Below are 24830 nucleotides of genomic sequence, written 5' to 3' on the forward strand. Positions count from 1 at the left end.
TTTCTGCCCGGTCGGCGATTCAGTCCGCGTACGTGACCCAGCGCCGTGAAGACGCGAAGTAGAGCGCGGTGAAGAGGCCGATCACCACGAACAGGACCCACGCCATCGCCGAGGCGTAGCCCATCTGCAGGCTCGAGAACCCCTTGCGGTAGAGGTAAAGCGTGTAGAGCATGGTCGAATCGATCGGGCCGCCCAGCCCGCCGCTGACGACGTAGGCCGGGGTGAAGGTCTGGAACGCGTTGATCGTCTCCAGGACCAGGTTGAAGAAGATCACCGGCGAGAGCATCGGCACGGTGATCCGGAAGAACATCCGGATCCGGCCGGCGCCGTCCAGCTCCGCGGCTTCGTACAGCTCCTTCGGGATCTGCTTGAGCCCGGCGAGGAAGATCAGCATCGGGGTGCCGAACTGCCAGCCCGACAGCAGGACCAGGGTCCACAGGGCGAACCGCGGGTCCCCGATCCAGTCCGCGCCGCGGATGCCGAAGATCCCGAGGATCTGGTTCAGCAGGCCCTGCTGCGAAAAGATCTGGCGCCACATCACCGACACCGCGACGCTCGCGCCGAGCAGCGACGGCAGGTAGAAGACCGAGCGGTAGAACCCCAGCGCGCGCAGGCCCCGGTTCAGCACCGCGGCGACGAGGAGCGCGGCCGCGAGCTTCAGCGGCACCGAAGCGACGACGTAGGTGAGCGTCACCTTGACCGAGTGCAGGAACTTCTCGTCCTGCCACATCGCCAGGTAGTTGTCGAAGCCCACCCACTGCGGCGAGCTCAGCAGGTCGAACTTCGTCAGCGACAGGTACAGCGAGTACGCCATCGGCAGCAGGACGAACCCGAAGATCCCGAGGAACCACGGCGACAGGAACAGGTACGCCGCCAGGTTGTCCTTGTGCCGCTTCCGGCGGCGCCGGACGGGCGCGGGTTTCGCCGCCGGTGGGCTCCCGGCTTCGACAGGGTGCGTTGCGGCTTCGGCTGACATCGGCTGCTCCCGGGACTCCAGCGTGGACCGGCAGCGCTCCTGAACCGGGCGGCTGCCGTGGCACTTCTTCCGACGCACGCGGTTCCAGTGGTTCCGTCCCAGGGAGCTGGAAGCGCTTTCTCGGCACTCTAGGCAGCGGGCTCCGCCGCTGTCAACGGCGGGCCGCTCACCCCTCCTCGAGCACCGCGCGGATACCCTTCTCCCTGGCCAGGTGCGCGGCCCCGAGCACGGTCGCGCGGGCGCCCAGCTCGCTCACCACGACCTCGGCCGGCCAGCTCAGCCGGTCGATGGCGGCCACGACACCCGGCCGGAGCAGCTTGTTCCGCCCCACCCCGCCGCCGAGGACGACCAGACCGGGATCGACGACCGCGCAGATCGACGCGGCCAGGTTCCCGACGGCTTCGGCGTGTTCCGCGACGATCCCGAGCGCGACGGCGTCCCCCTTCTCGGCCAGCGCGAACAGCGCGGCGGCCGTCTTCGGCGCCGGGTCCGGGCGGCGTTCCCGGGCACGGCGCAGCAGCTCCCGCGAACCGAGCCGCGCTTCCAGCGCGTCCCGCACCGGCGGCCGGTCGTCCGCCCACGGGTAGGCCAGCCGGGCGACCTCCCCCGCCGCGCCGCTGGCCCCGCGCACGAGCCGCCTCCCGAGCACCACACCCGCTCCGATCGCCACGCCGACCTGCAGGAACACGAAGCTGTCGTGGTCCTTGCCCGCCCCTTCGGCCAGTTCGGCGATGGCCGCGCAGTTGACGTTGTTCTCGGTGTGCACGGCCGCGCCGCCGGGCAGCCCGAGCGCGGCCACGGCGCCGGAGATCCGCGCCATGGTCGCCGGATCGCCGCGGCCGGGCGGGGAGACCACTTCGGACACGGCGACCACCACGGCACGAAGCGGACCACGCCCGCTTCCGGGGCGGAGCACCTCTTTCACCATGTCCGCCGCCGAGGCGGGCCTCGACGTCTGGTCCTCGTCGAGGAGCTCCCCGCCAAGGGTGGTCGCCCGCAGCGCGACCTGCGTCGATCCGCGGTCCACCGCCAGCACGTACCCGGCCCGGGGGCCCAGCCGGTAGACCACCGCGGTCCGCCCGGTGGCGCCGGACGAGCTGCCGCTGCGCTCGGCGAGGCCCGCGGATTCGAGCTCCGCCATCACCAGGGAAACCGTCGGTTTCGACAGCCCGCACGCCACTGCGAGCTGTGGCCGGGTGGCCTGGCCGGCGGCCGCCAGCGCGGCGAAGACCTCGCCGGCCCGGTCACCGATGCCCGATTTCGCCATCTGCACCCTGCTTCCGCCGAAGTGAAACTGTCGAACGCCCGCCGTCCGCGCTCCGTGCCGTTGACAACGTACGGGTTCGTTTGTTTACTACTTAACCAAGTGCGGGTCCCAGCCGCATCATCGTTTTTCCGGCCCACCGAGGGCAAGGTTCGGGAAAGCGCTTTCCCGACCACGTCGACCGGTCCGGCGCCCAGGACGGCAGGGAGGCTGCGAAGCGGATGGATCCGATCCTGCTGCCGAGCCAGCACGCGAGCTCGCACGACCTGCCCGACGATCCCGCCCACCTCGACGCCGTCCTGGCCACCGCGGCCGACGACGCGCTGGCCGCGCAGCAGCCGGACGGCAACTTCGAAGACCCCGCGGCCGACGACGACGTCGGGGACATGGGCCTCGGCGTGATCTCCTTGCTCTGCCTCGCCCGGCAGCGCGGGATGCCCGGCGATCCGGCGGTCACCGACGCGGTGCGCCGGGGCCTGGACTTCTTCCTCGCGCACCGGGTTTTCCGACGCGACAACCCCGGCGAGCCGTTCCTGCGCGTCCGCCACAGCGGCCTGCCGTACGCGCGGTACATGCCCGGAGACGGCGAACACCCCTTCGGTGACTGGCCGAGCACGGTGTGGGCGATGCTGCACGCGGTCAACGTCCTGGAGCTCGGCGAGGGCCTGCTCACCGGCGACCAGTACGCCGAGGTGACCGAGCTGGCGCTCGGGTACTGGCGGTGGCTGACCGAAGCGAGCATGTTCAACCCCCAGCAGACGGGCAACCAGGCCCTCGGCGCGATCGTCGCGGGCCTGATGCTCGGCCGCCACCTCGGCAGTGTTTCCCGCGACCGCGAAGGCAAACGCGTCACGACGGCGGCCATGCGGCTCTACACCGACGTGATCCGGCCGTCGCGCGTGACCGACCGCGGCTTCGCGCTGCCGGCGGAGCACGGCGCCGGCCACGACCAGAACTACCTGCCGATCTCGCTGTCCTTCCTGGCCCAGGCCCACCGCGTCACGGCCGACCGGCTGTTCCTCGACGACGCCGCGGAGATCGCCCGTCACCTCGACTGCCGCCTTTCGGCGCGCGGCTTCGACTACGGCGGTCCGCGCTACAGCGAGCAGCACTGCGGCGCCGAAGGCTTGCTCGGCCTCCGCTACTTCGGCGCGCACCTGGCCACCGACCTCGGCCGCTACCTGGGCGACCGGCGCGTCGCCTACTACCCGGCGGCGCGGACCGGCGCGCCGAGCGGGCACTTCGCGTTCACGACGGTGTGGCTGTACCAGGACGACAGCAAGTGGCACCGGACGCCTGCCTTTCCGGTCACGACGTCGTATTCGCTGCGCCACCGCGCCGCGTCCGTGTCCTTGACGGGCAGCCACACGCCGTACCTGATCGACGCGGGACGCGCTGCGGTGATCGAGCCGGTGCTGGCGGGCCAGCACGGCATCGGCCCGGTCCTGGATCGCACGCTGCTCACCCGCCCGCTCGGCCCGCTCCGGGTCCGCGACGCCCGGGACGGCGACGTCGTCGCCCGGCTGGTCACCAAAGCGGTGGTCACCCGGGAGCAGGTGATGCTCCGCGTCCAGCAGCTGTTCGTGGCGGAGGAGCAGCGGATGACGCTGTTCGCGGTGGTCCCGGCGGCCGGGTGCGAGTTCCTCGCCGGGCTGCCGTACGTCGAGGAAACACCGGACGGCCAACGCAAGATCGTCACGGTGGCCGAGCCGGGCGGAGCGCCGTTCGACCTGGGCACGCCGGGCGCGGTGCTGCCCACGGACGGCACGCTCCACGCGGGCAGCATGGCGATCACGTCGGGGGCGTCGCTGCGGGTGGTCAACCCCCCGGCCGGCCGGACGAGCTTCAACAGCCCGGAGACGATCGGGCTGACCCAGGAGCAGCTGGCGTTCTCCCTGGCCGACGATCCGCGCGGCTACGGAAACCCGGACGCGGGCTGGCACCGGGTGACGGACACCAACCACGTCCTGGCGGGCCCGCTGCCATCGTCTCCACCGGGCTCGTCGCTCTTCGCGGTCCGGTACGGCCCTCAGGGCGATGTCCCGTTCACGGTCGGGGTACGCGAAACGACTGACGGATTGCTCGTCGAGACGCCGGAGTTCTCGATTGTCGTCGGTGATGCCGCGGGCGACGCGGCCGGCGACCCGATCCTCCGTCTGAGCCGCTACCGGCCGGCGGCCCGGTAGCGCTGCATCTTGTCGCGGCTGCCGCACGCACTCATCGAGCACCACCGGCGCGCGCCCGCGCGTGACGTGTCGAGGAACAGCAGCGAGCACTCGGGGTTGGCGCACTCGCGCACCCGCGCGGCGTCGGCCCCGCCGAGGACCGCGACCGCGTCCACGGCGATCAGGCCCAGCAGGGACGGCACGTTCGCCGAGACCCGCTGGGCCCGCAGGCCCGCCGGGGTGACGTGCAGGGCGGTGACCGGCGGTGGTTGCGCCGCCCACCGGTTCACCGTGGCCAGGTCCTCTTCGGACAGCCGGCCCAGCATCAAGCGGTGGACGGCTTCCCGCAGCTCGCGGGCCGCCGCCAGGTCGGCCGGTGTGCAGGCCGGATCGGCCGGGGTCAGGCCCGCTTCGGTGAACCAGCGGCCCAGTGCTGCGGGGTCGGTCAGGCGCTCGAAGCCGCCGTCTTGCCACCGCATGCCGACCGTGGCCGTGAAGTCCACCGAGGGCCGGCCGCCGTGGAAGCGGAACCCCTGTTTGTCTCCCACGGCGTGGAGGCTACCCCGTTACCGGTTCAAGGGGTAACGTGTGACCGGTGAAATTCGCGATCATCGGTGCGGGCGGCCTGGGCGGGTTCTTCGGGGCCCGGCTCGCCGCCGCCGGACACGACGTCTCCTTTCTGGCCCGCGGCGAGCACCTCACGGCGTTGCGCGAGCGCGGCCTCACCGTGCTCGGCCCGGACGGGGAGACCACGACAGTGCGGGTGCACGCCACCGGCGACCCGGCGGAGCTCGGCACCGCCGACGCCGTCCTGGCGGCGGTGAAGACCTGGCAGCTCGACGACGCCGTGGCCGCGCTGGCGCCGGGCGCGGACACCGCCGTGATCACCGTGCAGAACGGGGTCGACGCCCCCGCGCAGGTCGCCCGGACGCTGGGCAAGGACGCGGTCCTCCCTGGCGTGGCGAAGGTGATCGCCGCGCTCGCCGGCCCGGGCACGATCCGGCACGTCGGCGGCGCGGGCTCGCTCGACGTCGCGGAGTGGGACAACCGGCCGAGCGAGCGGGTCGAGCGGATCCGCGCCGCGTTCGCCACCGCCGGGATCGCCACCACTCCCCCCACCGACATCTGGGCCGATCTGTGGGCGAAGTTCCTGTTCATCGCCCCGGTCGGCGGGCTGGGCGCGGTCACCGGCGCGACGTTCGGCGAACTGCGCGAGCACCCCGAAACCCGGCGGACGCTGCGGGCCGCCATGGCGGAGGTCGAACGCCTGGCCCGCGCTTCGGGCGTCGACCTGCCCGCCGGCGTCGTCGACGGCACGCTGGCGTTCGTCGACCGGCAGCCCGCCGAGGGCACGACGTCGCTGCAGCGCGACATCGCGGCCGGCCGTCCGTCCGAATTGGACGCTTGGACCGGTTCCGTGGTGCGGCTCGGCCGGGAATCGGGTCTTCCGACGCCCGTCAACGACGTCCTCTACGCGGTGCTGCGGCTGCGCGAAGGCCGGTGAGGCTGCCCGCCGGCCCCGGAGTCTGGCACGATCAGGCCGTGACCAGCAGCAGGCGGACGCGCGGACTCGCGATCGCGGCCGTCCTCCTGCTGGTGCTGACCGCCTGCACCACCGAGTTCGGCGAGCTCAAGCTGCGGATCGCCGCGGGCAACCCCGGCGGCGTCTACTACAAGCTCGCCCAGCCCCTCGCCTCCGCCTGGCAGGCCGACCTGGGCATCGACCGGCCGGAGGTGCTGCAGACCCAGGGCTCGCCCGACAACGTCCTGAAGGTGCTCGCCGGCCAGGCCGACGTCGCGTTCGTGGCGGCCGATGTCGCCGCGGACCGCTACCAGGCCCATCCCGATTTCGCCGCGCTCGCCCGGATCCACGACGACTACCTGCACATCGTCGTCCGGGCCGACTCCGACATCCGGTCGGTGTCCCAGCTGAGCGGCCACCGGATCGCGATCGGCTCACCGCAGTCCGGCGTCGAGTTCATCGCCAAGTGGCTGCTCGTCGCGGTCGGGCTGCAGGACTCGGTCGGCACGACCCCCCGCGGCCTCGACGATTCCGTCGCCGCGCTGCTGAACCACGAAGTGGACGCGTTCTTCTGGTCCGGCGGGCTGCCCACGCCGAAACTGGCGGAACCGGACAACCGGAGCCGGCTGCGCCTGCTCGACCTCGCCGATGTGCTGCCGAAGGTGCAGGCCCTCAATCAGGTCTACAGCACCGCGACGATCCCGGCGAGCACGTACAGCCAGCCCCTGCCGGTGACGACGCTGGTGGTCCCGAATTTCCTGGTGGTCCCGAAGTCCATGCCCGACAACGTGGCGGAGGCCCTGGTCACCGGCCTGTTCGCCGCCCGCCGCCAGCTCGCGAGCGCCAACCCGGCGGCCCTGTCGATCGACGTCCACCCGGGCATCGAGACCCAGCCGATCCCGCTCCACCCTGGCGCGCTGCGCTACTACCGGGCCCAGAAGACCTAGGCGACCGGGAACACCATCGAGATCCGCAGCCCGCCGCCCTCGGGCAGATCGAGCTCCAGCTCCCCGTCCGAATGCGCGACGATCTCACTGACGATCGCCAGCCCCAGCCCCGACCCCGGCACGTTCTGGTGCGCCGGGCTGCGCCAGAACCGGTCCAGCGCCCGGTCGAGCTCGTCCGGCCGCAGCCCCGGCCCGTGGTCGCGGACCGACAACCGGACCCGGTCGCCCTCCCGGGACACCGCGATGCGGATCTCCGTGCCCGCCGCGGTGAACTTCAGCGCGTTGTCCAGCAGGGCGTCCAGGATCGTCTCGGCGCCGCGGGGTGGCATGCGGACCCGGGCACCCTCACCGGACGTCTCCACCGCCAGCCGGACGTCGCGGGCCTCGCCGACCACCGACCAGTCCGCGACTCGCTCCGCCACGGCCTCGTCCAGCACCACCGGGTCCAGCTCGCCGCCGGACGCCTCGGCGCGGGCCATCGTCAGCAGCCCGTCCAGGATCTGGTGCAGCCGGCCCGCGTCGACCCTCGCGGCCTCCAGGTCCGCGGCCGCCGGCTCGTCGTCCACGTGGCCTTCGAGGTTGCCGAGGCGGATCTTCAACGCCGTCAGCGGGTTGCGCAGCTGGTGGGACGCGTCGGCGACGAACGCGCGCTGCGCCGCCAGCGCGCCGGACACGCTCTCGGCCATCCGGTCGAACGACCGGCCGAGCTGCCGCAGCTCCGGCGGCCCGCCGCTCTCCCCCACCGGCTCGGCCTCCCGGCCGCTGACCACCGACGCCACGAGCGCGCCCGTCGCGTCGTCGAGCCGGTGCACCGGCCGCAGGATCCACCGGACCACCGGGATCGCCACGGCCAGCGCGAGCGTGAAGGCGAGGATCCCGCCCGCGGCCAGCAGCAGCCACCACCACAGCACGTCCGCACGCTCGGCTCCGGTGTCGGACACGGTGAGCACCGCGCCGTGCACCTCGCCGTCGGCGAGCACCGGCTCGGCGAGCACCAGCGGCGTCGAATCCCACGGCATCAGCACGCCGGTGGGCTGGGACCGGCGGCCGGCGAGCGCTTCGCTGATCGGCCCGCTGATCCGGGCGGCCTTCAGGTCGATCCGCGCGGCGGACGGCCCGAGCGACGAGGCGAACAGCTTGCCGTCCTGGTTCACGACCGCCACCTGCACGCCGTAGACCTCGTTGTAGCGGACCAGGTCGGGGTTGATCAGCGACGGCTTGTTGTCCAGCAGCGGCCGCTGCGCCAGCGACGCGAACCGCGCCGTGTCGGTCAGCCGGTCGAGGAACAGGTCCTGCTGCGCGCCGGCCGCGATGCTCCTGGCCAGCGGAATGCCCAGGCCGAACACCAGCAACGCCACCAGCGTCAGCACGATGCCCTGCAGCCGGACGCGCATGCCCTCAGCTCCGGGCGACCTGGCCGCCGAGCCGGTACCCGACCCCGCGGACCGTCTCGATGAGCGCCGGGCGGCCCAGCTTCGTCCGCAGCGTCGCGACGTGGACGTCCAGCGAACGGCTCTCCGCGGGACCGCGGTGGCCCCACACCTCGGTGAGCACGTGCTCACGCGAGCAGACCGCGCCGCGCGCGCCCGCCACCAGCGCCAGCACCTGGAACTCCTTGCGGGACAGCGCGACCGCCTTGCCGTCGACCAGCACCTCGTGCCGGGAGACGTCGACGGTGACGTCCCCGACCCGGATGACCACCGGCTCGGCCGTGTGCTCCCCGCGGCGGCGGCGCACGGCTTCGACCCGGGCGAGCAGCTCCTCGACGTCGTAGGGCTTGACCAGGTAGTCGTCGGCGCCCGCGCGCAGGCCCTGGATCCGGTCGTCGACCTCGCCGCGCGCCGAGACGACGATGATCGCGACGTCGCTGACCGCGCGGATCTGGCGGCACAGCGTCACGCCGTCGATGTCCGGCAGGCCGAGGTCGAGCAGGATGACGTCGACCTCGTGCACCCGGTCGAGCACGCCGGCGCCGGTGGCCAGCCGGGCGATCGCCAGGCCGCGGCGGGTCAGCGCCGGGATGAGCGCACCCGCGACCCGGTCGTCGTCCTCCACCAGCAGCACCCGCACCCGTCCGCCTCCCATGGTGACCTGCTCCACCGGCCGGTAGGGCGAACTCTAGGACGTCCGGGCGGGACCCGCACCGGCCACCCGGACGGTCACTCCCCGTGACCACGAGGTGGACACCCGTCAAAAGGGACATCGATACTCAGTTGAAACCCTAAGTATTGGTCAAGCGGACTTGCCAGCCGGGGAAGCAACGGTAGGTTCTCGCCATCGCGTGGTGACCCATGCCCGATTTGCACGAACGACCCGGGAGGCCAGATGACCGCGGAGGTGGCGGCGCCGATGATCAAGGCGTCCGCCGTGAACAAGTACTTCGGCGACCTGCACGTGCTCAGGGAAATCACGCTCGAGGTGCCTCGCGGCCAGGTCGTCGTGGTGCTCGGCCCGTCGGGCTCGGGCAAGTCGACCCTGTGCCGGGCGATCAACCGGCTGGAGCCGATCAACTCGGGCGAGATCGCCGTCGACGGCGTCCCCCTGCCCGCCGAGGGCAAGGCGCTGGCCGCGCTGCGGGCCGACGTCGGCATGGTGTTCCAGTCGTTCAACCTGTTCGCGCACAAGACCATCGTCGAGAACGTCATGCTCGCGCCGACGAAGGTCCGCAAGACCCCGCAGGCCGAGGCGCGCAAGACGGCGATGGAGCTGCTCGAGCGCGTCGGCATCGCCAACCAGGCCGACAAGTACCCGGCGCAGCTTTCGGGTGGCCAGCAGCAGCGCGTCGCCATCGCGCGGGCGCTGGCGATGCGGCCCAAGGTCATGCTGTTCGACGAGCCGACCTCGGCGCTGGACCCGGAGATGGTCCAGGAGGTCCTCGACGTGATGACGGGTCTGGCCAAGGACGGCATGACGATGCTCGTCGTCACCCACGAGATGGGCTTCGCCCGGAGGGCAGCCGATCGGGTGATCTTCATGGCCGACGGCGAGATCGTCGAGGACACGACGCCGGAATCGTTCTTCACCGCGCCGAAGAGCGAGCGCGCGAAGGACTTCCTCGGCAAGATCTTGACCCACTGAACACGTTCCGCGGCGCCGTTCGCGTCTCGGGTGACGACACACAGGAGAGATTCAGATGAGGATCCGCACCCTCGCGGTGGGACTGCTCGCCGGTGGCCTGGCGCTGACCACGCTGACCGCCTGCGGCAAGGAAGGCACGCCGACCACGCCGGGCTCGGGCGAGCAGAGCGGCACGAACGCCGCGGCGCTGCCGACGTACCCGGTGGCAACCGGCGTCGACCTGGCCGGCTCCCCGGTGTTCGCCAAGATGAAGGCGGCGGGCGCGCTGACCGTCGGCGCCAAGGACGACCAGCCCGGCCTCGGCCAGAAGGACCCGACGACCGGCAAGTTCGGCGGCTTCGACATCGAGATCGCGAAGCTCGTCTCGGCCGGCCTCGGCTTCGACCCGGAGAAGATCACCTTCCGCACGGTCGACTCCGGTGCCCGTGAGCAGACGATCGCGAACGGCGACGTGAACTACTACGTCGGCACCTACTCGATCACCGACAAGCGCAAGGCGCTGGTCTCCTTCGCCGGCCCGTACTTCGTCGCCGGCCAGGACCTGCTCGTCCGCAAGGACGACAGCTCGATCACCGGCAAGGACACCCTCAAGGGCAAGAAGGTCTGCTCGGTCACCGGCTCGACCCCGATCCAGAAGGTCCGCTCGGAGAACCTGACCGAGCCGGCCAACATCGTCGAGTTCCAGAAGTACTCGCAGTGCGTCGAGAAGCTGCTGTCGAAGGACGTCGACGCGGTCACGACCGACGACGCGATCCTCAAGGGCTTCGCGTCCCAGGACCCGGACAACCTGAAGGTCATCGGCCAGACGTTCTCCACGGAGAAGTACGGCATCGGCCTGAACAAGGACGACAAGGTCCTGCGCGACAAGGTCAACGACATCCTGCAGAAGGCGCTGGACGACGGCACCTGGCAGAAGATCTACGACGCGACCCTCGGCAAGTCGGGCTCGGCCGCCAAGAAGCCGACCCTCGAGAAGTACTGACGCTCGCGTGACGGCCGGTGGATCGGGTTTCCCGGTCCACCGGCCTTCTCCATCCACCACCTGACCACGGACGCGGGGAAGGCTCCATGGACGTCCTGCTCAACAACCTGGACCTGTTCGGTCCGTTCTTCCTCACCACGATCGAACTGTTCCTGCTCTCGGCCGTCGGCGCCCTGGTCTGGGGCACGATCCTCGCCATGTTGCGGGTGAGCCCGGTCCCCGTCTTCCGCGCCGTCGGCACGGCGTACGTGACGATCGCCCGGAACACGCCGCTCACCCTGGTGTTCGCGTTCTTCGTGTTCGCGTACCCGCTGCTCGACATCGTCAAGCTGGACTACTTCCCGGCCGCCGTGACCGCCCTGACCGTGTACACCTCGGCGTTCATCTGCGAGGTCGTGCGCTCGGGCATCAACACCGTGCCGGTCGGCCAGGCCGAAGCGGGCCGCGCGCTGGGGCTGACCTTCGGCCAGATCCTCGGCCAGATCGTGCTCCCGCAGGCGCTGCGTTCGGTCGTCCCGCCGCTGATCAGCACCCTGATCGCGTTGCTGAAGAACACCACCATCGCCGCCGGCTTCTCGGTCGCGGAGGCCGGGGCGATCCGCTCGTACCTGTCCGAACGCGGCGAGAACCAGCTGGTCGGCCTGCTGTGGGTGGCGCTCGGGTTCATCGTCCTGGTCGCCGTGCTGTCGTTCGTCCAACGCAACCTGGAGAAGCGCTGGAGCGTGGCCCGATGACCAACGTCCTGTTCGACGTCCCGGGCCCGAAGGCCCGGCTGCGCTACCGCACGTATGCGGTGGTCGGCACTCTCGCGGTGCTCGCGTTCCTCGGCTACATCGGGTGGCGCTTCTACGACAGCGGCCAGTTCACCGCCCGCAAGTGGGAGTGGCTGCAGTACGCGCAGGTGCAGCGCGACCTCGGCAACGCGGTGCTTTCGACGCTGCAGGCCTTCGCCGCCGCGGCCGTGCTGGCGCTGATCTTCGGCGCGATCTTCGCGGCCGGCCGGCTGTCGGACCACGCCTGGATCCGCCGGATCTCCGGGTTCGTCGTCGAGTTCTTCCGCGCCATCCCCGCGCTGATCCTGATGTTCCTGTTCTACTTCGGCCTGCCGACCGTCGGCGTGCCGACGAGCCCGTTCCTCGGCGTGGTCCTCGGCCTGACGCTGTACAACGGCTCGGTGCTCGCCGAGGTCTTCCGCGCCGGCATCCAGTCGCTGCCGAAGGGCCAGAGCGAAGCGGCGTACGCGCTGGGCATGCGCAAGACCCAGGTGATGTTCCTGGTCCTGCTGCCGCAGGCGATCCGGGCGATGCTGCCGACCATCATCAGCCAGCTCGTCGTGCTGCTGAAGGACACCGCGCTCGGCTTCATCATCACCTACCAGGAGCTGCTGTACTACGCCCGCTACATCGGTTCGCAGGGCACGTTCGGGCGGCCGATCGTGCCGTCGACGATCGTGGCGACCGCCATCTACGTCGTGATGTGCCTGCTGCTGACGGCGCTGGCGACGTACCTCGAGCGGCGCAACCGCCGCAACAAGAAGGTCGTGGCGGCCCCGCCCACCGCGGCCGACGACCTCGTGGCCGCTTCGGCCTGAGTCACCCGTTCGAGGCCCCCCGGGACACGTCCCGGGGGCCTTGTCGTGTCCCGGGGTGTCCCCTAGCGTCGGCGTCATGGGTGTCGCACTGGTGACCGGCAGTTCCCGCGGCCTGGGCCGGGTGATCGCCAGGAGACTCGCCCGCGACGGGTTCGCCGTCGCGGTCAACGGCCGGCACGACAACGCCGACCTCAAGACCGCCGCGGAGAGCATCCTCGCCGAAGGCGGCCGCGCGGCCGCCTTCGCCGCGGACGTGACCGACCGGCGCCAGGCCGGCGACCTGGTCGACGCCGTCACGGCGTTGCTGGGCCCGATCGGGGTGCTGGTGCTCAACGCGACCGGCCCGCAGCCGGATGCCCCGCTGGCGCGGGTCGGCTGGCCGGACCACCTGGCCCAGCTGGACTTCTTCGTCCGGTCGCCGGTGCTGCTCGGCCACGCCGTCCTGCCGGGCATGCGCGCCCGCGGCCACGGCCGCATCGTGCACGTCGACTCGGAGGTGGCCGACCGTCCGCCGCCCGGCCGCTCGGCGTACGCGACGGCCAAGAGCGCCCAGATCGGCCTGGTCCGCGCGTGGGCACGCGAACTGGCCCCGGACGGCATCACGGTCAACACGGTGGCGCCCGGGTTCATCCCGGTGGAGCGGCACGCGGAGGTCCCGGAGGCCGAGCGGGAGGAGTACCGGGCGTCGGTCCCGGCGGGACGGCTGGGCACCCCCGAGGAAGTGGCCGCGGCGGTGAGTTTCTTCGCCTCGGAGGACGCGAGCTTCATCACCGGCCAGCGCCTGCTGGTCGACGGCGGCCGCTCGCTCGGTTAGTCCGGTACCAGGGCGAGGATCCCATCCGTGTCACGGGCGAGGAAGTCGCCGAACGGGACCAAGTTCCGCAGCTCCGGGTGCCGGTGAGCGACCTCGGGCCGCAACACCATCAGTTCCGGGGTGATCGTCACCGGAGTCGGGCCGCCGGTCACGATGTCGTCGAGGTCGGTTTCCTGCGACGGCCCCCACCGGTCGACGACCAGGCCGACCGCGGCCGACCCGGTCGCCCGGAACTCGGCCAGCAAGGGGCGGATCACCGTGTCCTGTCCCTTCCGGTAGACCGGACCGCCGAAGCCGTCGAGCCCGTAGTCCTCGACGACCACGCCGTCACCGGCCTGTCTCAGCGTGCAGATGACGTCGGCGTCCTCGTCGTCGGTCATCCAGTACTGGAAGGTGAACCCCTTTTCGCCGAGACCGGCCATGGCGGCGAGCAGGCCGTCGCGGTCCATTTCGACCTGCTCGCCGATGGTCTCCCACGCACCGCTGATCGCGGTGATCCGGCCGGTGCGGGGATGGCTCAGCACCATCCCCGCCGCCGCCAGCGAGTCCACCCGCCGGCGCACCTGTTCCGGTGTCCAGTCCCGCCGGTACAGCCGGACGAATCCGTATGACATTCCTGCCTACTTCGGGAACATGAGGACATTGCCGTCGCCGAGCCACTTCTTGGCGAGGTCGAGCGCCTCCTGGGGAGTGCCTTCTTCAAAGTACGCGAGGGCCCGCACACCGGACTGGTCCGCACCCCACTTGAGGATCTTCATCTGACTGCCCAGCTTTTGCTGGTTGAAGTTCTTGCCGTAACCGCCGACCGCGATGTACTCACCCTCCGGCCCGAACACATCCACGCCGGTCCTCCCGACGCCCGGCATCACGATCTGGTAGTCCTGGCCGTCGTTGGTCAGCTCTTTGGTGCGCCGGCCGCCGACGATGTCCGCGACCTTCGCCTCCCGCTCGTTGCCGAGCTTGTTGCCGGGGTTCTCGGCGAGGTTCTTGATGTCGTCGGCCATGCCCTCCATGCCGTGCATGGCCATGGCCAGGCCGCCGATCATCTCGGCGACACCGGCGTAGACCGCCGGACCCGAGGTGAACACGCACGCGATGGCCCCGACGAGCGCGCCGCCGATGCCGCCGGGCACCGCACCGACGCCGGCGAAGACCGCACCGCCACCGGCTCCGATCGCCGCACCCGCGCCGACCTCCTCGGCGCACGCCGCGATCGCGCCGCCGGCGACCGAAGCGCCACCGAGCGCGGTGCCGACGCCCGCCGCGGTCTCGGCCAGGTGCTGGATCAGCGCGAGCAGCTCACCCGCGTGGTCGCGCACGTAGTCGAGGGTGGCGCCGGCCATCGTGTCGATCATCGACAGCAGCTGGTTGGCGGCGTCCAGGAGGCCCTGCAGCTCCGGGTGGTCCTGGATGGTCTGCGCCACCGCGTCCCGGACCTGCTGGACGGTGCCGCGCATGTCCATGACCTGCTGCTTGGCGTTCTCTTCGGCCTGCTTGACGCTGACGGCGTTGTACGCGTCGGCGGCCGCCTTGCTGGCTTCGAGCACGTCCTTGCCCGCCGCGTCGGCGTCGGCCTGCGCCCGGGCCGCCGCCGAGCGGGCCTCCGCGGCGTACTCGTTGGCCAGGGCGGCCGACTGCGCCGCCTGCGCCGCCGATCGCTGGGCGGCCTGCGCCGCCGCCTGCGCGTTCGACGCCGCCCACCGGGCGGTCTCGGCCGACTGGGCCGCCTGGGCGGCGGACCGCTCGGCTTGGTCGGCGGCGGCGTTGGCGTCCTGGGCGTGCCGCTGTGCCTCCGCCGCGGAGTCCTTCGCGGCCTGGGCCGCCGCGGCGGCGTCGGCAGCCGAGCCGGCGGCGTTGGCCGCGTACTCGGCGGCCAGTGCGGCCTGCTGGTGGGCGAGGGCGGCGGCTTCCTTCGCGTTGGCGACGTAGCCGTTGACCTGCGCGACGTGCTGCGCGGTGTCGGCATCCCGCCAGGCCGCGCTGTACTGCCCGGACTGGAGGAACTCGCGGACGTAGCTCCACGGCCCGGACAGCGCGGCGTTGGCCGCGGCCTTCACCTCCGGGCCGCCCTGGTCCAGGATCTTCTGGACGGCGATCCGGTCGTCGTTCTTGGCCGCGGTGAACTGCCCGGACTTCAGGAACGCGGCGACGTCGGCCGGGGTGCCGGAGAGGGCGCGGTTGGCCGCGTCCCGGGTGGCCGGCCCGCCGACCGAGGAGATGCGCTGGGCTTCCAGCCGGTCGTTGGTGACCTTGCCCTGGTAGTCGCGGGTCGTCAGGAACTGCTTGACCTGGTCGTGGCCGCCCGCGGCGGCGGTGCCGGCCGCGGCGCGCTGGGCCGGCACCAGGGAAGCGCCACCCACGATGCCGAGGCTGAGCCGGTCGTCCTGCTCCAGCGCACCGTTCAGTCCACTCTGGACGAACGCGGTCAGCTCGGCGTCCGTGCCGGCGAGCGCGGTGCTCGCCGCGGCGAACAGCTTCGGACCGCCGGTGTGCATCAGCTCGGCGGCCAGCTTCCGGCCGCTGGCGATCGCCGTCGCCGGCGGAGCCGCCGGGTCCTTGGCCGCCACCAGCAGGCTCGCCGCCCGCTCGCTCAGCTGCTCCGGCTGGCCGGCGGTCCAGCGCGGGGCCACCGTCCGGGAGTCCTCGGCCTGCTTGGCGTCCTGCGCGTCGCGCGTCGCCTGGGACTGCTGCGCGGCGAGCCGCTCGGCGTCCGCGCGGCGGCCCAGACCGGCCGTGTTCTCCGCCTGGTCGGCGGCCGTCTGCGCGGCGTCGGCGGCGTTCTTCGCCTCGATCGCGGCGTCCTTCGCCCGCTGCGCCGCCCCGGCCGCCTCCCCGGCGTGCTTGGCCGCGTCGTCGGCCGCGGCGGCCGCGGCGTTGGCGTGGGCGGCGGCGTCCAGTGCCGCCTGCCGCGCCTGGCCGGCCCAGGCGGCGGCGTCGTTGGCCAGCGACAGCGCGGCGGCGGCCGCGCGGCTCGCCTCGTTGGCGTTGCGCTGGGCCCGGGCGGCGGCGTTGCGCGCCTCGGCGGCACTGGCGCCGGCCTGCTGCGCGTAGCCACCGGCCTCCGAAGACGCGGCGGCAGCCGCGGCCGCGTCGTTGGCGGCGGCAGCCGCGGCCTGCACGGTGACGACGACGGCGTGCACGGCGTCGATGGCGTGGGTCAACGCGTCGGCGGCACTCTGCGCGCCGTTGGCGGCGTCGCGGGCGTCCTTCGCGGCCTGTGTCGCCTTGTCCGCCTGGCCCCGGTCCGTGGCCGCGGCGGCGGCCGCGTTGCGGGCGTTCGAAGCCGCCCGGCCGGCCATGGACGCGGCCCAGGCGGCCTGGCTGGCCGCGGCCGAAGCTTCGCGAGCCGCGTTGTTCGCCGCGTTGGCCGCGTTGATCGCCGTTTGCGCGGCGCGCGCCGCGCGGTTGGCGGCGTCGGCCGCCCGCGACGCCGCCTGCGCGGCCTGCTCGGCCGACCCCTGCGCCTTGCGCGTCTCGTCGGCGGCGATCTGCGCGTCGACCTTGGCGGCCGCGGCGGCGGCCGCCGCCTGGTCGGCCGCGTCCTTCGCCTCCTGCGTCTGCTGCGCCGCGCGGGCTTCCGAGCTCCGCGCGAGCTCGGCGAGCTGAGCGACCGTCGCGGTTTCCTGGTCACGCTGCAACGCGACCTGGTAGCCGCTCTGGAGGAACCAGCGCACGTCGTCCGCGCTGGACGACAACGCCCAGTTGCCGACCTTCTTGACCTCCGGCCCGGCGGTGTTGATCAGCCGCTGCACGGTGATCCGGTCGTCCAGGACCTGGGCTCGCTGGTAGCCCTGGCCGAGGAAGGCCAACTGGTCCTCGGGTGTGCCGTTGAGGGCGGTGTTGGCCGCGCTCTTCACGGCCGGCCCGGTGGCGGCCGACTGCAGCCGCGAGACCTGCACGCGCAGGTCCGTCTGCCACGGCTGCCGCCACCCGCTCGCCAGGAAGGCACGGACGTCGGCGATGCCGCCGCCGAGTGCGGCGTTGGCCGTGCGCTGCGTCGCCGGCCCGCCGGTGGAAATCATCTGCTGCACCGCGACGCGGTCGGAGATCTCCTGCATCCGGCTCAGCCCGGTGGCCAGGAACGTGTGCACGTCGGCGTCGGTGCCGCACAGCGCGGCCTCGGCCGCGCGGGAGATGACCGGGCTCGCGTCGCGCATCAGCGCCAGCACCTGCTGGCGTTCCGTCGGCTGCGGTGTGTCCGCCGCCGCGGCCGGTGTCGCCACGATGCCGGCGACGAGCGCGAACGCCGTCGTCGCGGTCAGAACGGCTCTTAGGTGTCGGATGCCCATGTCCCCCGCTGCCCCCTCGTCAGATCCGCAGGGGGTGGACGGCCGCAGCCGCCGGCTGCCGCGCACGCGGTCCCCCCTGTGTCAGCCGAGAAGTACCTTAGGGGCAGGTTCGCCGCGGGGGAAAGACTCCGATCAAGTACTGATCACGACGTTGACCGAACGGCGGCGTGGGGATACGGTCCGTCTGTTCTCGCATGGGGGGCCATGTCGGGTCGAGGACGCAGCACTCAGTCCGGCGACGCGCGCCCAGCCCCGTCAACGACAAGGAGTGCAACCCGACATGCGCATCCGCACCACGCTGCTCGCCGCGGCCGCCATCGCCGGCGTCGCCGTGATCTCCGGCACGGCCGCGATCACCAGCGCCGCGACCGCCGACGACGCCCCGCCCGGACTGGTCGAGGACTACAGCTACCCGGGCGCGGACAAGATCCTGCGCGACCGCGGCATCACCCTGGTCAGCGGGGACGGGCACATCCTGCTGGTCGACTGCGCCGGCCACACCGGCGTGATCGAGGTCTATTCGACGAACAACCCGGCCGACCACGCCGCGGACCCCGGCCACTACTGCTTCCAGGTGACCGGCTCGACCGGCGACCTCAAGCTCAGCATCCCGTATGCCTTCCAGGCCAAGGGTGACGACCAGGAGGCGCACAACGTGCAGGCCACCGTCACCATCAAGGGCGCGCCCAGCACGGTCAACGTGGACAAGCACGGCTGGACCGGGTTCGGTGAAGGCGCGGGTCAGGACCCCGCGACCCTGGTCGAGCTCAAGGTCACCGGTTCCTGACCGGACGCCTCGTCCTTTGTGGACGATTCGAGCGCGGGAACCGGGCGGCCGCCGGCATCGCGGCCGGCCGTCCGGTTCGCCGGCCCGTCATCGCGCGGCCGTCCGCCGGGTCCGGAACAGCACGGCCGCCACACCCAGGACCAGCACGAGCGCCACCGCCAGCGCGGCCCACATCGCGACGTGCAGCTGCAGCAGCCCGCCCACGAAGGCCCCCACGAGCATCGCCCCCACGGCGGCGACCTTGCGCAGCGGGTGCGCACCCGGTCCGCCGGCCGCCTTCGAATCCGCCGCGAAGCCGGTCAGCGTCATCGTCAGCACCGTCGTCGTCAGGTCGGGCGCGCCGATGCGGCGGACGGCCGCGTTCTGCAGGCCCATCGCCAGCCCGAGCACCACGATCAGCAGTTCGCTGCCCAGCCGCGTGTGGCTGCCGAGGGTCGCCGACAGCACGACGGACACCGCGATCAGCGCCGCCTGCGCCGCGGTCGCCTGCCGCAGGGCGTCGTAGTCGTCCTCGCGCCGGGCGAGCCGCCCGCCGGCGAGCGCGCCGGCCAGGAACGCGAGCACGGCGGTCAGCGAGGCGAGCACCGACAGCGTCGTCTCCCCCGCCGCCGCGAACCCGAAGAACACGACGTTCCCGGTCATGTTGGCGACGAAGACCCGCCCCAGCCCCAGGAAGCTGACGGCGTCGACCACCCCGGTGACGACGGTCAGCGTCAGCAGCAGGGCGGCCAGGTCGCGCGGTTTCGGTTCGGCCATGACCGTATTCAACACCGGCCTGCCGTCGATTCCAAATCGGGAATTTCATATATCGCTTAAGAAAGCGCGAAGCAGCTTCGGGCCGCGAAGCGGCTTCGCAGCGCTTCGTGGGCTGCTTCCGTTGTCACACAGGCGGAACAGCGACCTCCTTGCGGTGAATCCGCGCGCGCCGAGCGGCGTTTTGTCGGAGGTTCCCTCTACCGTCCGTGGCATGACCGAAAAGAGCACGGTGCGCACGCGGGAAATGGCCTGCGAGCTCAAGAACCAGCGCGAGCTGAAACGGATGACCCTGCGCGAGCTGGCCCGCCGCGCGGACTGGTCGGCTTCGAAGGTGTCGGCCTGGGAAAACGGCCGTCGCATCTCGCCGATCGACGCCGCCATCTACCTCGCCCACTGCGGCACGAAGGCCGCCGAACGCGCGCGGCTCCTCGAGCTCGCCCAGCCGCCCGGCGACCTCTACTGGGTGCGGCCGTACTTCGACAAGCTCGTCGACCCGATGAAGTCCCTCATCATGCAGGAAAACCTGGCCGACACGATCATTTCGCACAGCCCGACAGCCATCCCGGGCATGCTGCAGACCGAAGACTACGTGAAGGAGCTCCACGAACTGACCGGGCGCTACACCGCGGACCGCCTGAAGATCCTCGTGCAGGCCCGGCTCGACCGGCAACAGCTCCTGCAGCGGCGGAATCCGCCGCGCTGCCGCTACTTCGTCTACGAGCGCAGCCTCCGGACCATCGTCCGCGACCCGGCGCTGATGCACGAGCAGCTGCAGTACCTGGTGCTGTCGACCAACCTGCCGCACTGCAGCATCCGGGTCCTGCCGGAAACCGCACTCCCCTACCACCTCGTGGGCAGCCGGTTCACCATCATGGAGTTCCCGGAGCACGCGCCGGTCGTCTACGAGGAAACCTACGCGGCGGGCCTGTTCATCGACGACCGGGTCGCGGTCGAGGCGTTCTACGTCCTGGCCACGAGGCTGGAACAAGCCGCCCTTTCCGAGGGACAATCGAGGGAGGTGCTCGTCCGGCTGGCGGACGAGTTCGAGCGCATGAAGGAGTGACCGATGGCGGGCCGCGAACTGAAGTGGTTCAAGAGCAGTCACAGCGATGCCGACACCGAACACAGCACCTGCGTCGAAGTCGCCCTCGCGTCCCGAGCCACCGCGGTCCGCGACTCGAAGGCACCCACCGCCGGGCACCTGACCGTCCCCCACCCCGCGTGGAGCGCCCTGCTCAGCTCGCTGCGCTGACGCGTTTCCCGTCGTGCCAGACCGCCCGGGTCCGCCCGGGCAGGTCGGTCACGTCGAGATCCGTGCCGTCCAGCAGGACCAGGTCGGCCCGCAACCCGGGCCGGATGCGGCCGCGGTCGTCGTCGAGGCGGAGCAGCCGCGCCGCTTCGGAGGTGGCCGCCTTCAGGGCGGCCGCCTCGCCGAGCACCGAGGCCAGCAGCCGCAGCTCGGTCGTCAAGTCGACATGGGGACGCGGGGCGAGGTCCGAACCGGCGGCGACGCGGACCCCCGCTTCCACCGCGAGCCGAAGCGAGCGGCGGTGCGTCTCGGCGAACTCGCCGTCACTGATCGGCGAGAGCGTCGGCACGTACCAGGCGTTCTCGAGCGCGGCCACGGCGTCGTCGTCGAGGAAGGTGCCGTGCTCGATGCTGCGCGCCCCGGCGCGGGCGGCCGAGACGACCGCGGCGGAGGTGTGCGCGTGGGCCAGGACGTCCCGGCCGCAGCGGCGGGCCTCCTCGACCAGCGCGGCGAGCTCGTCGTCGGCCGGGCGGACGTCGACGCCCTCGCGCACCGCCCGCATCGCCCCGCTCGCGCCGACCTTGATCCAGTCGGCGCCGGCCCGCACCATCCGGCGGACGGCCGCCCGCGCCGCGTCCGGGCCGTCGAACAGCGGGTCGGGCAGCGCCGGATCACCGAAGTGATCGACGGCGCCGGCGGGTGGCTCCCAGCTGTCGCCGAGCCCGCCGGTCGGCCCCAGCTGACGCAGGCTGACCAGCAGGTCAGGGCCGGCGATCCACCCTTCGCGCAGGGCGTGCTTGAACCCGGCGTCGGCACCCCAGGCGTCCCGGACGGTGGTGATCCCGCGCGCCAGCAGCCCGCGCAGCACCGGCACGGCTTCGAGGATCCGCGCACTGCGCGGCAGCGGCTCGGGCCGCGGAAAAGCCACGTGCACGTGGCAGTCGATGAGCCCGGGGATCAGCAAGCCGCCGGAACAGTCGACGCGCTCACCGTCGAGCCCCGAACCCACCTCGGCGATGCGCGAGCCGTCCAGCCGCACGTCCGCGCGCGTGCTCTCCCCGGTTTCGGGGTCGAACACCCGCGCCCCGGCGAGCACCGTCACCGCAGGTCTTTGCGATAGATGAGAAAGTCGCACGGCGTGGCCAGCGACGGCGCGAGGTGCGGGTAGTCCTCGGCGAGGTCGGCGCGGTGCGTCACGCGGTAGCCGAGCCGGCCGTACCACTCGGCCAGGAACTGCTTCGACGGATGCGTCCAGTCCCGCGGCACGAGCAGTTCGAGCTGCATCTCCCGGCACCCGGCGTCCCGGCTCACCCGCTCGGCGAACCGCACGAGCTCCCGCCCGACACCGAGCCCCCGCCGCGCCGGATCGGCGGCGAGCATGCCGAACTCCCCGGTGGCGTCGTCGAGCCGCTGGATCCGCACCGACCCGGCGAAATCCCCGTCCACGGAGGCGACGGCGATTTCCCCGGCCCGCACGAACCCGGTGATCTCGTCGACGGACGTCCGGTCGGTGCTCCGCTGCCAGAGCCCCTTCTCGGACTCGGCGTAGACCTGGTTGACCAGCCCGGTCACCCGCTCGATCACCGCGGCTCCGGCGGACGGCGGCAGCAGTGCGATCTCCATGCCCCCACCTTGGCACGCGCGGACGGGAAGACGCTCGCGAACCGGCCTGGGGCGCGGTTCGCGAGCGTCGAGGAGAAAGCCCTACTTGTCCCGGCGGAAGAGCTTGTTGCCCAGCCACACGATCGGGTCGTACTTGCGGTCCGCGACGCGCTCCTTCATCGGGATCAGCGCGTTGTCCGTGATGTGGATCCCTTCCGGGCACACCTCCGAACAGCACTTCGTGATGTTGCAGTACCCGAGGCCGTGCTCGTCCTGGGCCGCGTCACGGCGGTCCGCGACGTCCAGCGGGTGCATCTCCAGCTCGGCGATGCGCATCAGGTACCGCGGCCCGGCGAAGGCTTCCTTGTTCTCCTCGTGGTCACGCACCACGTGGCAGGTGTTCTGGCACAGGAAGCACTCGATGCACTTGCGGAACTCCTGCGAGCGCTCGACGTCCACCTGCTGCATCCGGTACTCGCCCGGCTTCAGGTCCGCCGGCGGGGTGAACGACGGGATCTCGCGCGCCTTCGTGTAGTTGAACGACACGTCGGTGACGAGGTCGCGGATCACCGGGAACGTCCGCATCGGCGTCACCGTGATCACCTCGTCCTCGGTGAACGTCGACATCCGCGTCATGCACAGCAGGCGCGGGCGGCCGTTGATCTCCGCCGAGCACGAGCCGCACTTGCCCGCCTTGCAGTTCCACCGCACGGCGAGGTCCGACGCCTGGGTGGCCTGCAGCCGGTGGATGATGTCGAGGACGACTTCGCCCTCGTTCACCTCCACGGTGAAGTCCTGCAGCTCGCCGCCCGTGTCGTCGCCGCGCCAGACGCGGAAACTCGCCTTGTAGGTCATGCCTTGCTCCCAGGGTGCGCCTCGAGCTCGCCGTCGGTGTAGTACTTCCCGAGTTCGCCGAACTCGAACAGCTCCAGCAGGTCCTGCCGCAGCGGCACCTGCTCTTTCACCGTGACGTCGATGTCCGGCACCACCGGATTGTCGCCCTCCGAAGCCGCGCACACCAGGAGCTTGTTGCGCCACTCGGCGTCGAGGCCCGGGTAGTCGTCCCGCGTGTGCCCGCCACGGCTTTCCGTCCGCGTCAACGCCGCCTTCGCGACGCACTCGCTGACCATCAGCATGTTGCGCAGGTCGATCGCGAGGTGCCAGCCGGGGTTGAACTGCCGGTGCCCCTCCACGGTGACGCGCAGGATCCGCTGCCGCAGCTCGGCCAGCTTCACCAGCGCCTGCTCGATCTCCTCCGCCTTGCGGATGATGCCGACCAGGTCGTTCATCGACTGCTGCAGCTCGGTGTGCAGGGTGTACGGGTTCTCGGCCGACGCACCCTCGGGCGGGTCGAACGGCGCGAGCGCCATCTTCGCCGCGGCGTCCACATCGGACTCCTTGACGGCGGGCCTGCCGTCGAGACCGTGCACGTACTCGGCGGCGCCGAGCCCGGCGCGCCGGCCGAACACCAGCAGGTCGGACAGCGAGTTGCCGCCGAGCCGGTTGGACCCGTGCATGCCGCCCGAGCACTCGCCGGCCGCGAACAGGCCGGGCACGCTCGCCGCGGCCGTGTCCGGGTCGACCTCGATGCCACCCATGACGTAGTGGCAGGTCGGGCCGACCTCCATCGGCTCCGCGGTGATGTCGACGTCCGCCAGCTCCTTGAACTGGTGGTACATCGACGGCAGCCGCTTCCGGATCTCCTCGGCCGGCAGCCGGCTGGCGATGTCGAGGAAGACACCGCCGTGCGGGGAGCCGCGGCCCTCCTTGACCTCGGAGTTGATCGCGCGGGCCACCTCGTCGCGGGGCAGCAGGTCCGGCGTGCGCCGGTTGTTGTCCGCGTCGGCGTACCAGCGGTCGGCTTCCTCTTCGCTTTCCGCGTACTGCCCCTTGAACACCTCGGGCACGTACTCGAACATGAACCGCTTGCCGTCGGAGTTCTTCAGCACCCCGCCGTCGCCGCGCACACCCTCGGTGACGAGGATGCCCTTGACGCTCGGCGGCCAGACCATCCCGGTCGGGTGGAACTGGACGAACTCCATGTTGATCAGCTTCGCGCCGGCCCGCAGGGCCAGCGCGTGGCCGTCGCCGGTGTACTCCCACGAGTTCGACGTCACCTTGAACGACTTGCCGATGCCGCCGGTGGCGAGCACGACCGCGGGCGCCTCGAAGAGGATGAACCGCCCGCTCTCGCGCCAGTAGCCGAACGCGCCGGCGATGCGGCCCTCGGTGGTGAGCAGCTCGGTGACCGTGCACTCGGCGAAGACCTTGATCTTCGCTTCGTAGTCCCCGGTCTCGGCGAAGTCCTCCTGCTGCAGCGAGACGATCTTCTGCTGCATCGTGCGGATGAGCTCGAGCCCGGTGCGGTCACCGACGTGCGCCAGCCGCGGGTAGGTGTGGCCGCCGAAGTTGCGCTGGCTGATCCGGCCGTCGGCGGTGCGGTCGAAGAGCGCGCCGTACGTCTCGAGCTCCCAGACGCGGTCCGGCGCCTCCTTGGCGTGCAGCTCGGCCATCCGCCAGTTGTTGAGGAACTTGCCGCCGCGCATGGTGTCGCGGAAGTGGACCTGCCAGTTGTCGTTCGAGTTCGCGTTGCCCATCGAGGCCGCACAGCCGCCCTCGGCCATCACCGTGTGCGCCTTGCCGAACAGGGACTTGCACACGACCGCGACGCGGAAGCCGCGTTCGCGGGCTTCGATCACGGCGCGCAGACCGGCGCCACCGGCACCGATCACCACCACGTCGTAGCTGTGCCGTTCGACCTCGGTCATAAAAGAATTCCACCTCGGAGCTGGGGAGACGTCCTCGTCG

At 71.7% G+C, this 24830-nt stretch carries 23 protein-coding genes; 11 read left to right on the plus strand and 12 right to left on the minus strand.

Annotated elements, in window-relative coordinates:
* Window positions 1–19 precede the first annotated feature (19 nt).
* Both ACFVYA_RS11045 and ACFVYA_RS11050 read right to left on the minus strand, forming a co-directional pair.
* Window positions 20–976, minus strand: a complete 957-nt coding sequence (locus ACFVYA_RS11045; protein WP_387044525.1) for a carbohydrate ABC transporter permease — start codon at window positions 974–976, stop codon at window positions 20–22.
* Between the two features lie 166 nt (window positions 977–1142).
* A complete protein-coding gene (locus ACFVYA_RS11050) occupies window positions 1143–2243 on the minus strand; it encodes an ROK family protein (RefSeq protein WP_387044526.1) in 1101 nt (366 codons plus the stop codon).
* A gap of 218 nt (window positions 2244–2461) precedes the next feature.
* Between ACFVYA_RS11050 and ACFVYA_RS11055 the strand changes: the two genes are divergently transcribed.
* On the plus strand, window positions 2462–4426 hold the full coding sequence (locus tag ACFVYA_RS11055; protein ID WP_387044527.1) for a hypothetical protein: 1965 nt from the start codon (window positions 2462–2464) through the stop codon (window positions 4424–4426).
* On the opposite strand, the gene ACFVYA_RS11060 is transcribed toward ACFVYA_RS11055, so the two are convergent.
* Window positions 4405–4953, minus strand: a complete 549-nt coding sequence (locus tag ACFVYA_RS11060) for a CGNR zinc finger domain-containing protein (RefSeq protein ID WP_387044528.1) — start codon at window positions 4951–4953, stop codon at window positions 4405–4407. The two genes, ACFVYA_RS11055 and ACFVYA_RS11060, sit on opposite strands and share 22 nt — an antisense overlap.
* A 47-nt stretch (window positions 4954–5000) precedes the next feature.
* Here ACFVYA_RS11060 and ACFVYA_RS11065 point away from each other — a divergent pair, with 47 nt between their 5' ends.
* Window positions 5001–5909: a 2-dehydropantoate 2-reductase gene (locus tag ACFVYA_RS11065; protein ID WP_387044529.1), complete on the plus strand. Its 909-nt coding sequence runs from the start codon at window positions 5001–5003 to the stop codon at window positions 5907–5909.
* A gap of 38 nt (window positions 5910–5947) precedes the next feature.
* Window positions 5948–6874, plus strand: coding sequence for a TAXI family TRAP transporter solute-binding subunit (locus ACFVYA_RS11070; RefSeq protein WP_387044530.1), 927 nt, complete (start codon window positions 5948–5950; stop codon window positions 6872–6874).
* Here the strand turns inward: ACFVYA_RS11070 and ACFVYA_RS11075 are convergent.
* Window positions 6871–8268, minus strand: a complete 1398-nt coding sequence (locus ACFVYA_RS11075; protein ID WP_387044531.1) for a sensor histidine kinase — start codon at window positions 8266–8268, stop codon at window positions 6871–6873. The two genes, ACFVYA_RS11070 and ACFVYA_RS11075, sit on opposite strands and share 4 nt — an antisense overlap.
* A 4-nt stretch (window positions 8269–8272) precedes the next feature.
* Window positions 8273–8944 (minus strand): response regulator transcription factor, encoded by a 672-nt coding sequence (locus tag ACFVYA_RS11080; RefSeq protein WP_285993735.1) that lies wholly within the window; start codon window positions 8942–8944, stop codon window positions 8273–8275.
* 279 nt (window positions 8945–9223) lie between these two features.
* Here ACFVYA_RS11080 and ACFVYA_RS11085 point away from each other — a divergent pair, with 279 nt between their 5' ends.
* From ACFVYA_RS11085 to ACFVYA_RS11105, 5 genes are all read left to right on the plus strand, one after another.
* A complete protein-coding gene (locus ACFVYA_RS11085) occupies window positions 9224–9952 on the plus strand; it encodes an amino acid ABC transporter ATP-binding protein (protein ID WP_285993734.1) in 729 nt (242 codons plus the stop codon).
* Between the two features lie 55 nt (window positions 9953–10007).
* The gene (locus tag ACFVYA_RS11090) at window positions 10008–10934 is read left to right on the plus strand and encodes a glutamate ABC transporter substrate-binding protein (RefSeq protein ID WP_285989628.1); all 927 of its coding nucleotides are present in this window, start codon (window positions 10008–10010) and stop codon (window positions 10932–10934) included.
* An 86-nt stretch (window positions 10935–11020) separates the two neighbouring features.
* A complete protein-coding gene (locus ACFVYA_RS11095) occupies window positions 11021–11668 on the plus strand; it encodes an amino acid ABC transporter permease (RefSeq protein WP_387044532.1) in 648 nt (215 codons plus the stop codon).
* Window positions 11665–12525, plus strand: a complete 861-nt coding sequence (locus ACFVYA_RS11100; RefSeq protein WP_387044533.1) for an amino acid ABC transporter permease — start codon at window positions 11665–11667, stop codon at window positions 12523–12525. Before ACFVYA_RS11095 ends, ACFVYA_RS11100 begins: the two co-directional genes overlap by 4 nt.
* Window positions 12526–12601: 76 nt before the next feature.
* Window positions 12602–13339, plus strand: coding sequence for an SDR family NAD(P)-dependent oxidoreductase (locus tag ACFVYA_RS11105; RefSeq protein WP_387044534.1), 738 nt, complete (start codon window positions 12602–12604; stop codon window positions 13337–13339).
* On the opposite strand, the gene ACFVYA_RS11110 is transcribed toward ACFVYA_RS11105, so the two are convergent.
* Complete coding sequence (locus tag ACFVYA_RS11110; protein ID WP_387044535.1) at window positions 13336–13953, minus strand: hypothetical protein; 618 nt, start codon at window positions 13951–13953, stop codon at window positions 13336–13338. The two genes, ACFVYA_RS11105 and ACFVYA_RS11110, sit on opposite strands and share 4 nt — an antisense overlap.
* A gap of 6 nt (window positions 13954–13959) precedes the next feature.
* Window positions 13960–17628: an ALF repeat-containing protein gene (locus ACFVYA_RS11115; RefSeq protein WP_387044536.1), complete on the minus strand. Its 3669-nt coding sequence runs from the start codon at window positions 17626–17628 to the stop codon at window positions 13960–13962.
* A gap of 280 nt (window positions 17629–17908) precedes the next feature.
* Here ACFVYA_RS11115 and ACFVYA_RS11120 point away from each other — a divergent pair, with 280 nt between their 5' ends.
* Window positions 17909–18415: a hypothetical protein gene (locus tag ACFVYA_RS11120; protein ID WP_285989622.1), complete on the plus strand. Its 507-nt coding sequence runs from the start codon at window positions 17909–17911 to the stop codon at window positions 18413–18415.
* An 87-nt stretch (window positions 18416–18502) separates the two neighbouring features.
* Here the strand turns inward: ACFVYA_RS11120 and ACFVYA_RS11125 are convergent, their stop codons facing one another.
* The gene (locus ACFVYA_RS11125) at window positions 18503–19171 is read right to left on the minus strand and encodes a YoaK family protein (RefSeq protein ID WP_387044537.1); all 669 of its coding nucleotides are present in this window, start codon (window positions 19169–19171) and stop codon (window positions 18503–18505) included.
* A gap of 211 nt (window positions 19172–19382) precedes the next feature.
* Here ACFVYA_RS11125 and ACFVYA_RS11130 point away from each other — a divergent pair, with 211 nt between their 5' ends.
* Both ACFVYA_RS11130 and ACFVYA_RS11135 read left to right on the plus strand, forming a co-directional pair.
* A complete protein-coding gene (locus ACFVYA_RS11130) occupies window positions 19383–20234 on the plus strand; it encodes a helix-turn-helix domain-containing protein (RefSeq protein WP_387044538.1) in 852 nt (283 codons plus the stop codon).
* 3 nt (window positions 20235–20237) lie between these two features.
* Entirely contained in the window at window positions 20238–20423 is a 186-nt protein-coding gene (locus tag ACFVYA_RS11135) for a DUF397 domain-containing protein (protein WP_285989619.1), read from the plus strand.
* Here the strand turns inward: ACFVYA_RS11135 and ACFVYA_RS11140 are convergent.
* From ACFVYA_RS11140 to ACFVYA_RS11155, 4 genes are all read right to left on the minus strand, one after another.
* Window positions 20407–21522: an amidohydrolase family protein gene (locus tag ACFVYA_RS11140; RefSeq protein WP_387044539.1), complete on the minus strand. Its 1116-nt coding sequence runs from the start codon at window positions 21520–21522 to the stop codon at window positions 20407–20409. The two genes, ACFVYA_RS11135 and ACFVYA_RS11140, sit on opposite strands and share 17 nt — an antisense overlap.
* The gene (locus ACFVYA_RS11145) at window positions 21519–22043 is read right to left on the minus strand and encodes a GNAT family N-acetyltransferase (RefSeq protein WP_387044540.1); all 525 of its coding nucleotides are present in this window, start codon (window positions 22041–22043) and stop codon (window positions 21519–21521) included. Before ACFVYA_RS11145 ends, ACFVYA_RS11140 begins: the two co-directional genes overlap by 4 nt.
* Window positions 22044–22124: 81 nt before the next feature.
* Window positions 22125–22877: a succinate dehydrogenase/fumarate reductase iron-sulfur subunit gene (locus ACFVYA_RS11150; RefSeq protein ID WP_360184347.1), complete on the minus strand. Its 753-nt coding sequence runs from the start codon at window positions 22875–22877 to the stop codon at window positions 22125–22127.
* Window positions 22874–24790 carry a fumarate reductase/succinate dehydrogenase flavoprotein subunit gene (locus tag ACFVYA_RS11155; RefSeq protein WP_387044541.1) on the minus strand — a complete coding sequence of 639 codons (1917 nt, stop codon included), beginning with the start codon at window positions 24788–24790 and terminating at the stop codon, window positions 22874–22876. The genes ACFVYA_RS11150 and ACFVYA_RS11155 overlap by 4 nt, the downstream gene beginning before the upstream one ends.
* Window positions 24791–24830 lie beyond the last annotated feature (40 nt).

The sequence above is a fragment of the Amycolatopsis sp. NPDC058278 genome (assembly GCF_042881395.1).
Lineage (GTDB): Bacteria > Actinomycetota > Actinomycetes > Mycobacteriales > Pseudonocardiaceae > Amycolatopsis.

Coding starts and splice junctions, on each gene's coding strand:
- ACFVYA_RS11055 (WP_387044527.1), top strand. CDS start 2,462: ATGGATCCGATCCTGCTGCCGAGCCAGCACGCGAGCTCGCACGACCTG.
- ACFVYA_RS11155 (WP_387044541.1), bottom strand. CDS start 24,790: ATGACCGAGGTCGAACGGCACAGCTACGACGTGGTGGTGATCGGTGCC.
- ACFVYA_RS11135 (WP_285989619.1), top strand. CDS start 20,238: ATGGCGGGCCGCGAACTGAAGTGGTTCAAGAGCAGTCACAGCGATGCC.
- ACFVYA_RS11100 (WP_387044533.1), top strand. CDS start 11,665: ATGACCAACGTCCTGTTCGACGTCCCGGGCCCGAAGGCCCGGCTGCGC.
- ACFVYA_RS11145 (WP_387044540.1), bottom strand. CDS start 22,043: ATGGAGATCGCACTGCTGCCGCCGTCCGCCGGAGCCGCGGTGATCGAG.
- ACFVYA_RS11110 (WP_387044535.1), bottom strand. CDS start 13,953: ATGTCATACGGATTCGTCCGGCTGTACCGGCGGGACTGGACACCGGAA.
- ACFVYA_RS11120 (WP_285989622.1), top strand. CDS start 17,909: ATGCGCATCCGCACCACGCTGCTCGCCGCGGCCGCCATCGCCGGCGTC.
- ACFVYA_RS11105 (WP_387044534.1), top strand. CDS start 12,602: ATGGGTGTCGCACTGGTGACCGGCAGTTCCCGCGGCCTGGGCCGGGTG.
- ACFVYA_RS11130 (WP_387044538.1), top strand. CDS start 19,383: ATGACCGAAAAGAGCACGGTGCGCACGCGGGAAATGGCCTGCGAGCTC.
- ACFVYA_RS11095 (WP_387044532.1), top strand. CDS start 11,021: ATGGACGTCCTGCTCAACAACCTGGACCTGTTCGGTCCGTTCTTCCTC.
- ACFVYA_RS11045 (WP_387044525.1), bottom strand. CDS start 976: ATGTCAGCCGAAGCCGCAACGCACCCTGTCGAAGCCGGGAGCCCACCG.
- ACFVYA_RS11085 (WP_285993734.1), top strand. CDS start 9,224: ATGATCAAGGCGTCCGCCGTGAACAAGTACTTCGGCGACCTGCACGTG.
- ACFVYA_RS11150 (WP_360184347.1), bottom strand. CDS start 22,877: ATGACCTACAAGGCGAGTTTCCGCGTCTGGCGCGGCGACGACACGGGC.
- ACFVYA_RS11050 (WP_387044526.1), bottom strand. CDS start 2,243: ATGGCGAAATCGGGCATCGGTGACCGGGCCGGCGAGGTCTTCGCCGCG.
- ACFVYA_RS11090 (WP_285989628.1), top strand. CDS start 10,008: ATGAGGATCCGCACCCTCGCGGTGGGACTGCTCGCCGGTGGCCTGGCG.
- ACFVYA_RS11125 (WP_387044537.1), bottom strand. CDS start 19,171: ATGGCCGAACCGAAACCGCGCGACCTGGCCGCCCTGCTGCTGACGCTG.
- ACFVYA_RS11115 (WP_387044536.1), bottom strand. CDS start 17,628: ATGGGCATCCGACACCTAAGAGCCGTTCTGACCGCGACGACGGCGTTC.
- ACFVYA_RS11075 (WP_387044531.1), bottom strand. CDS start 8,268: ATGCGCGTCCGGCTGCAGGGCATCGTGCTGACGCTGGTGGCGTTGCTG.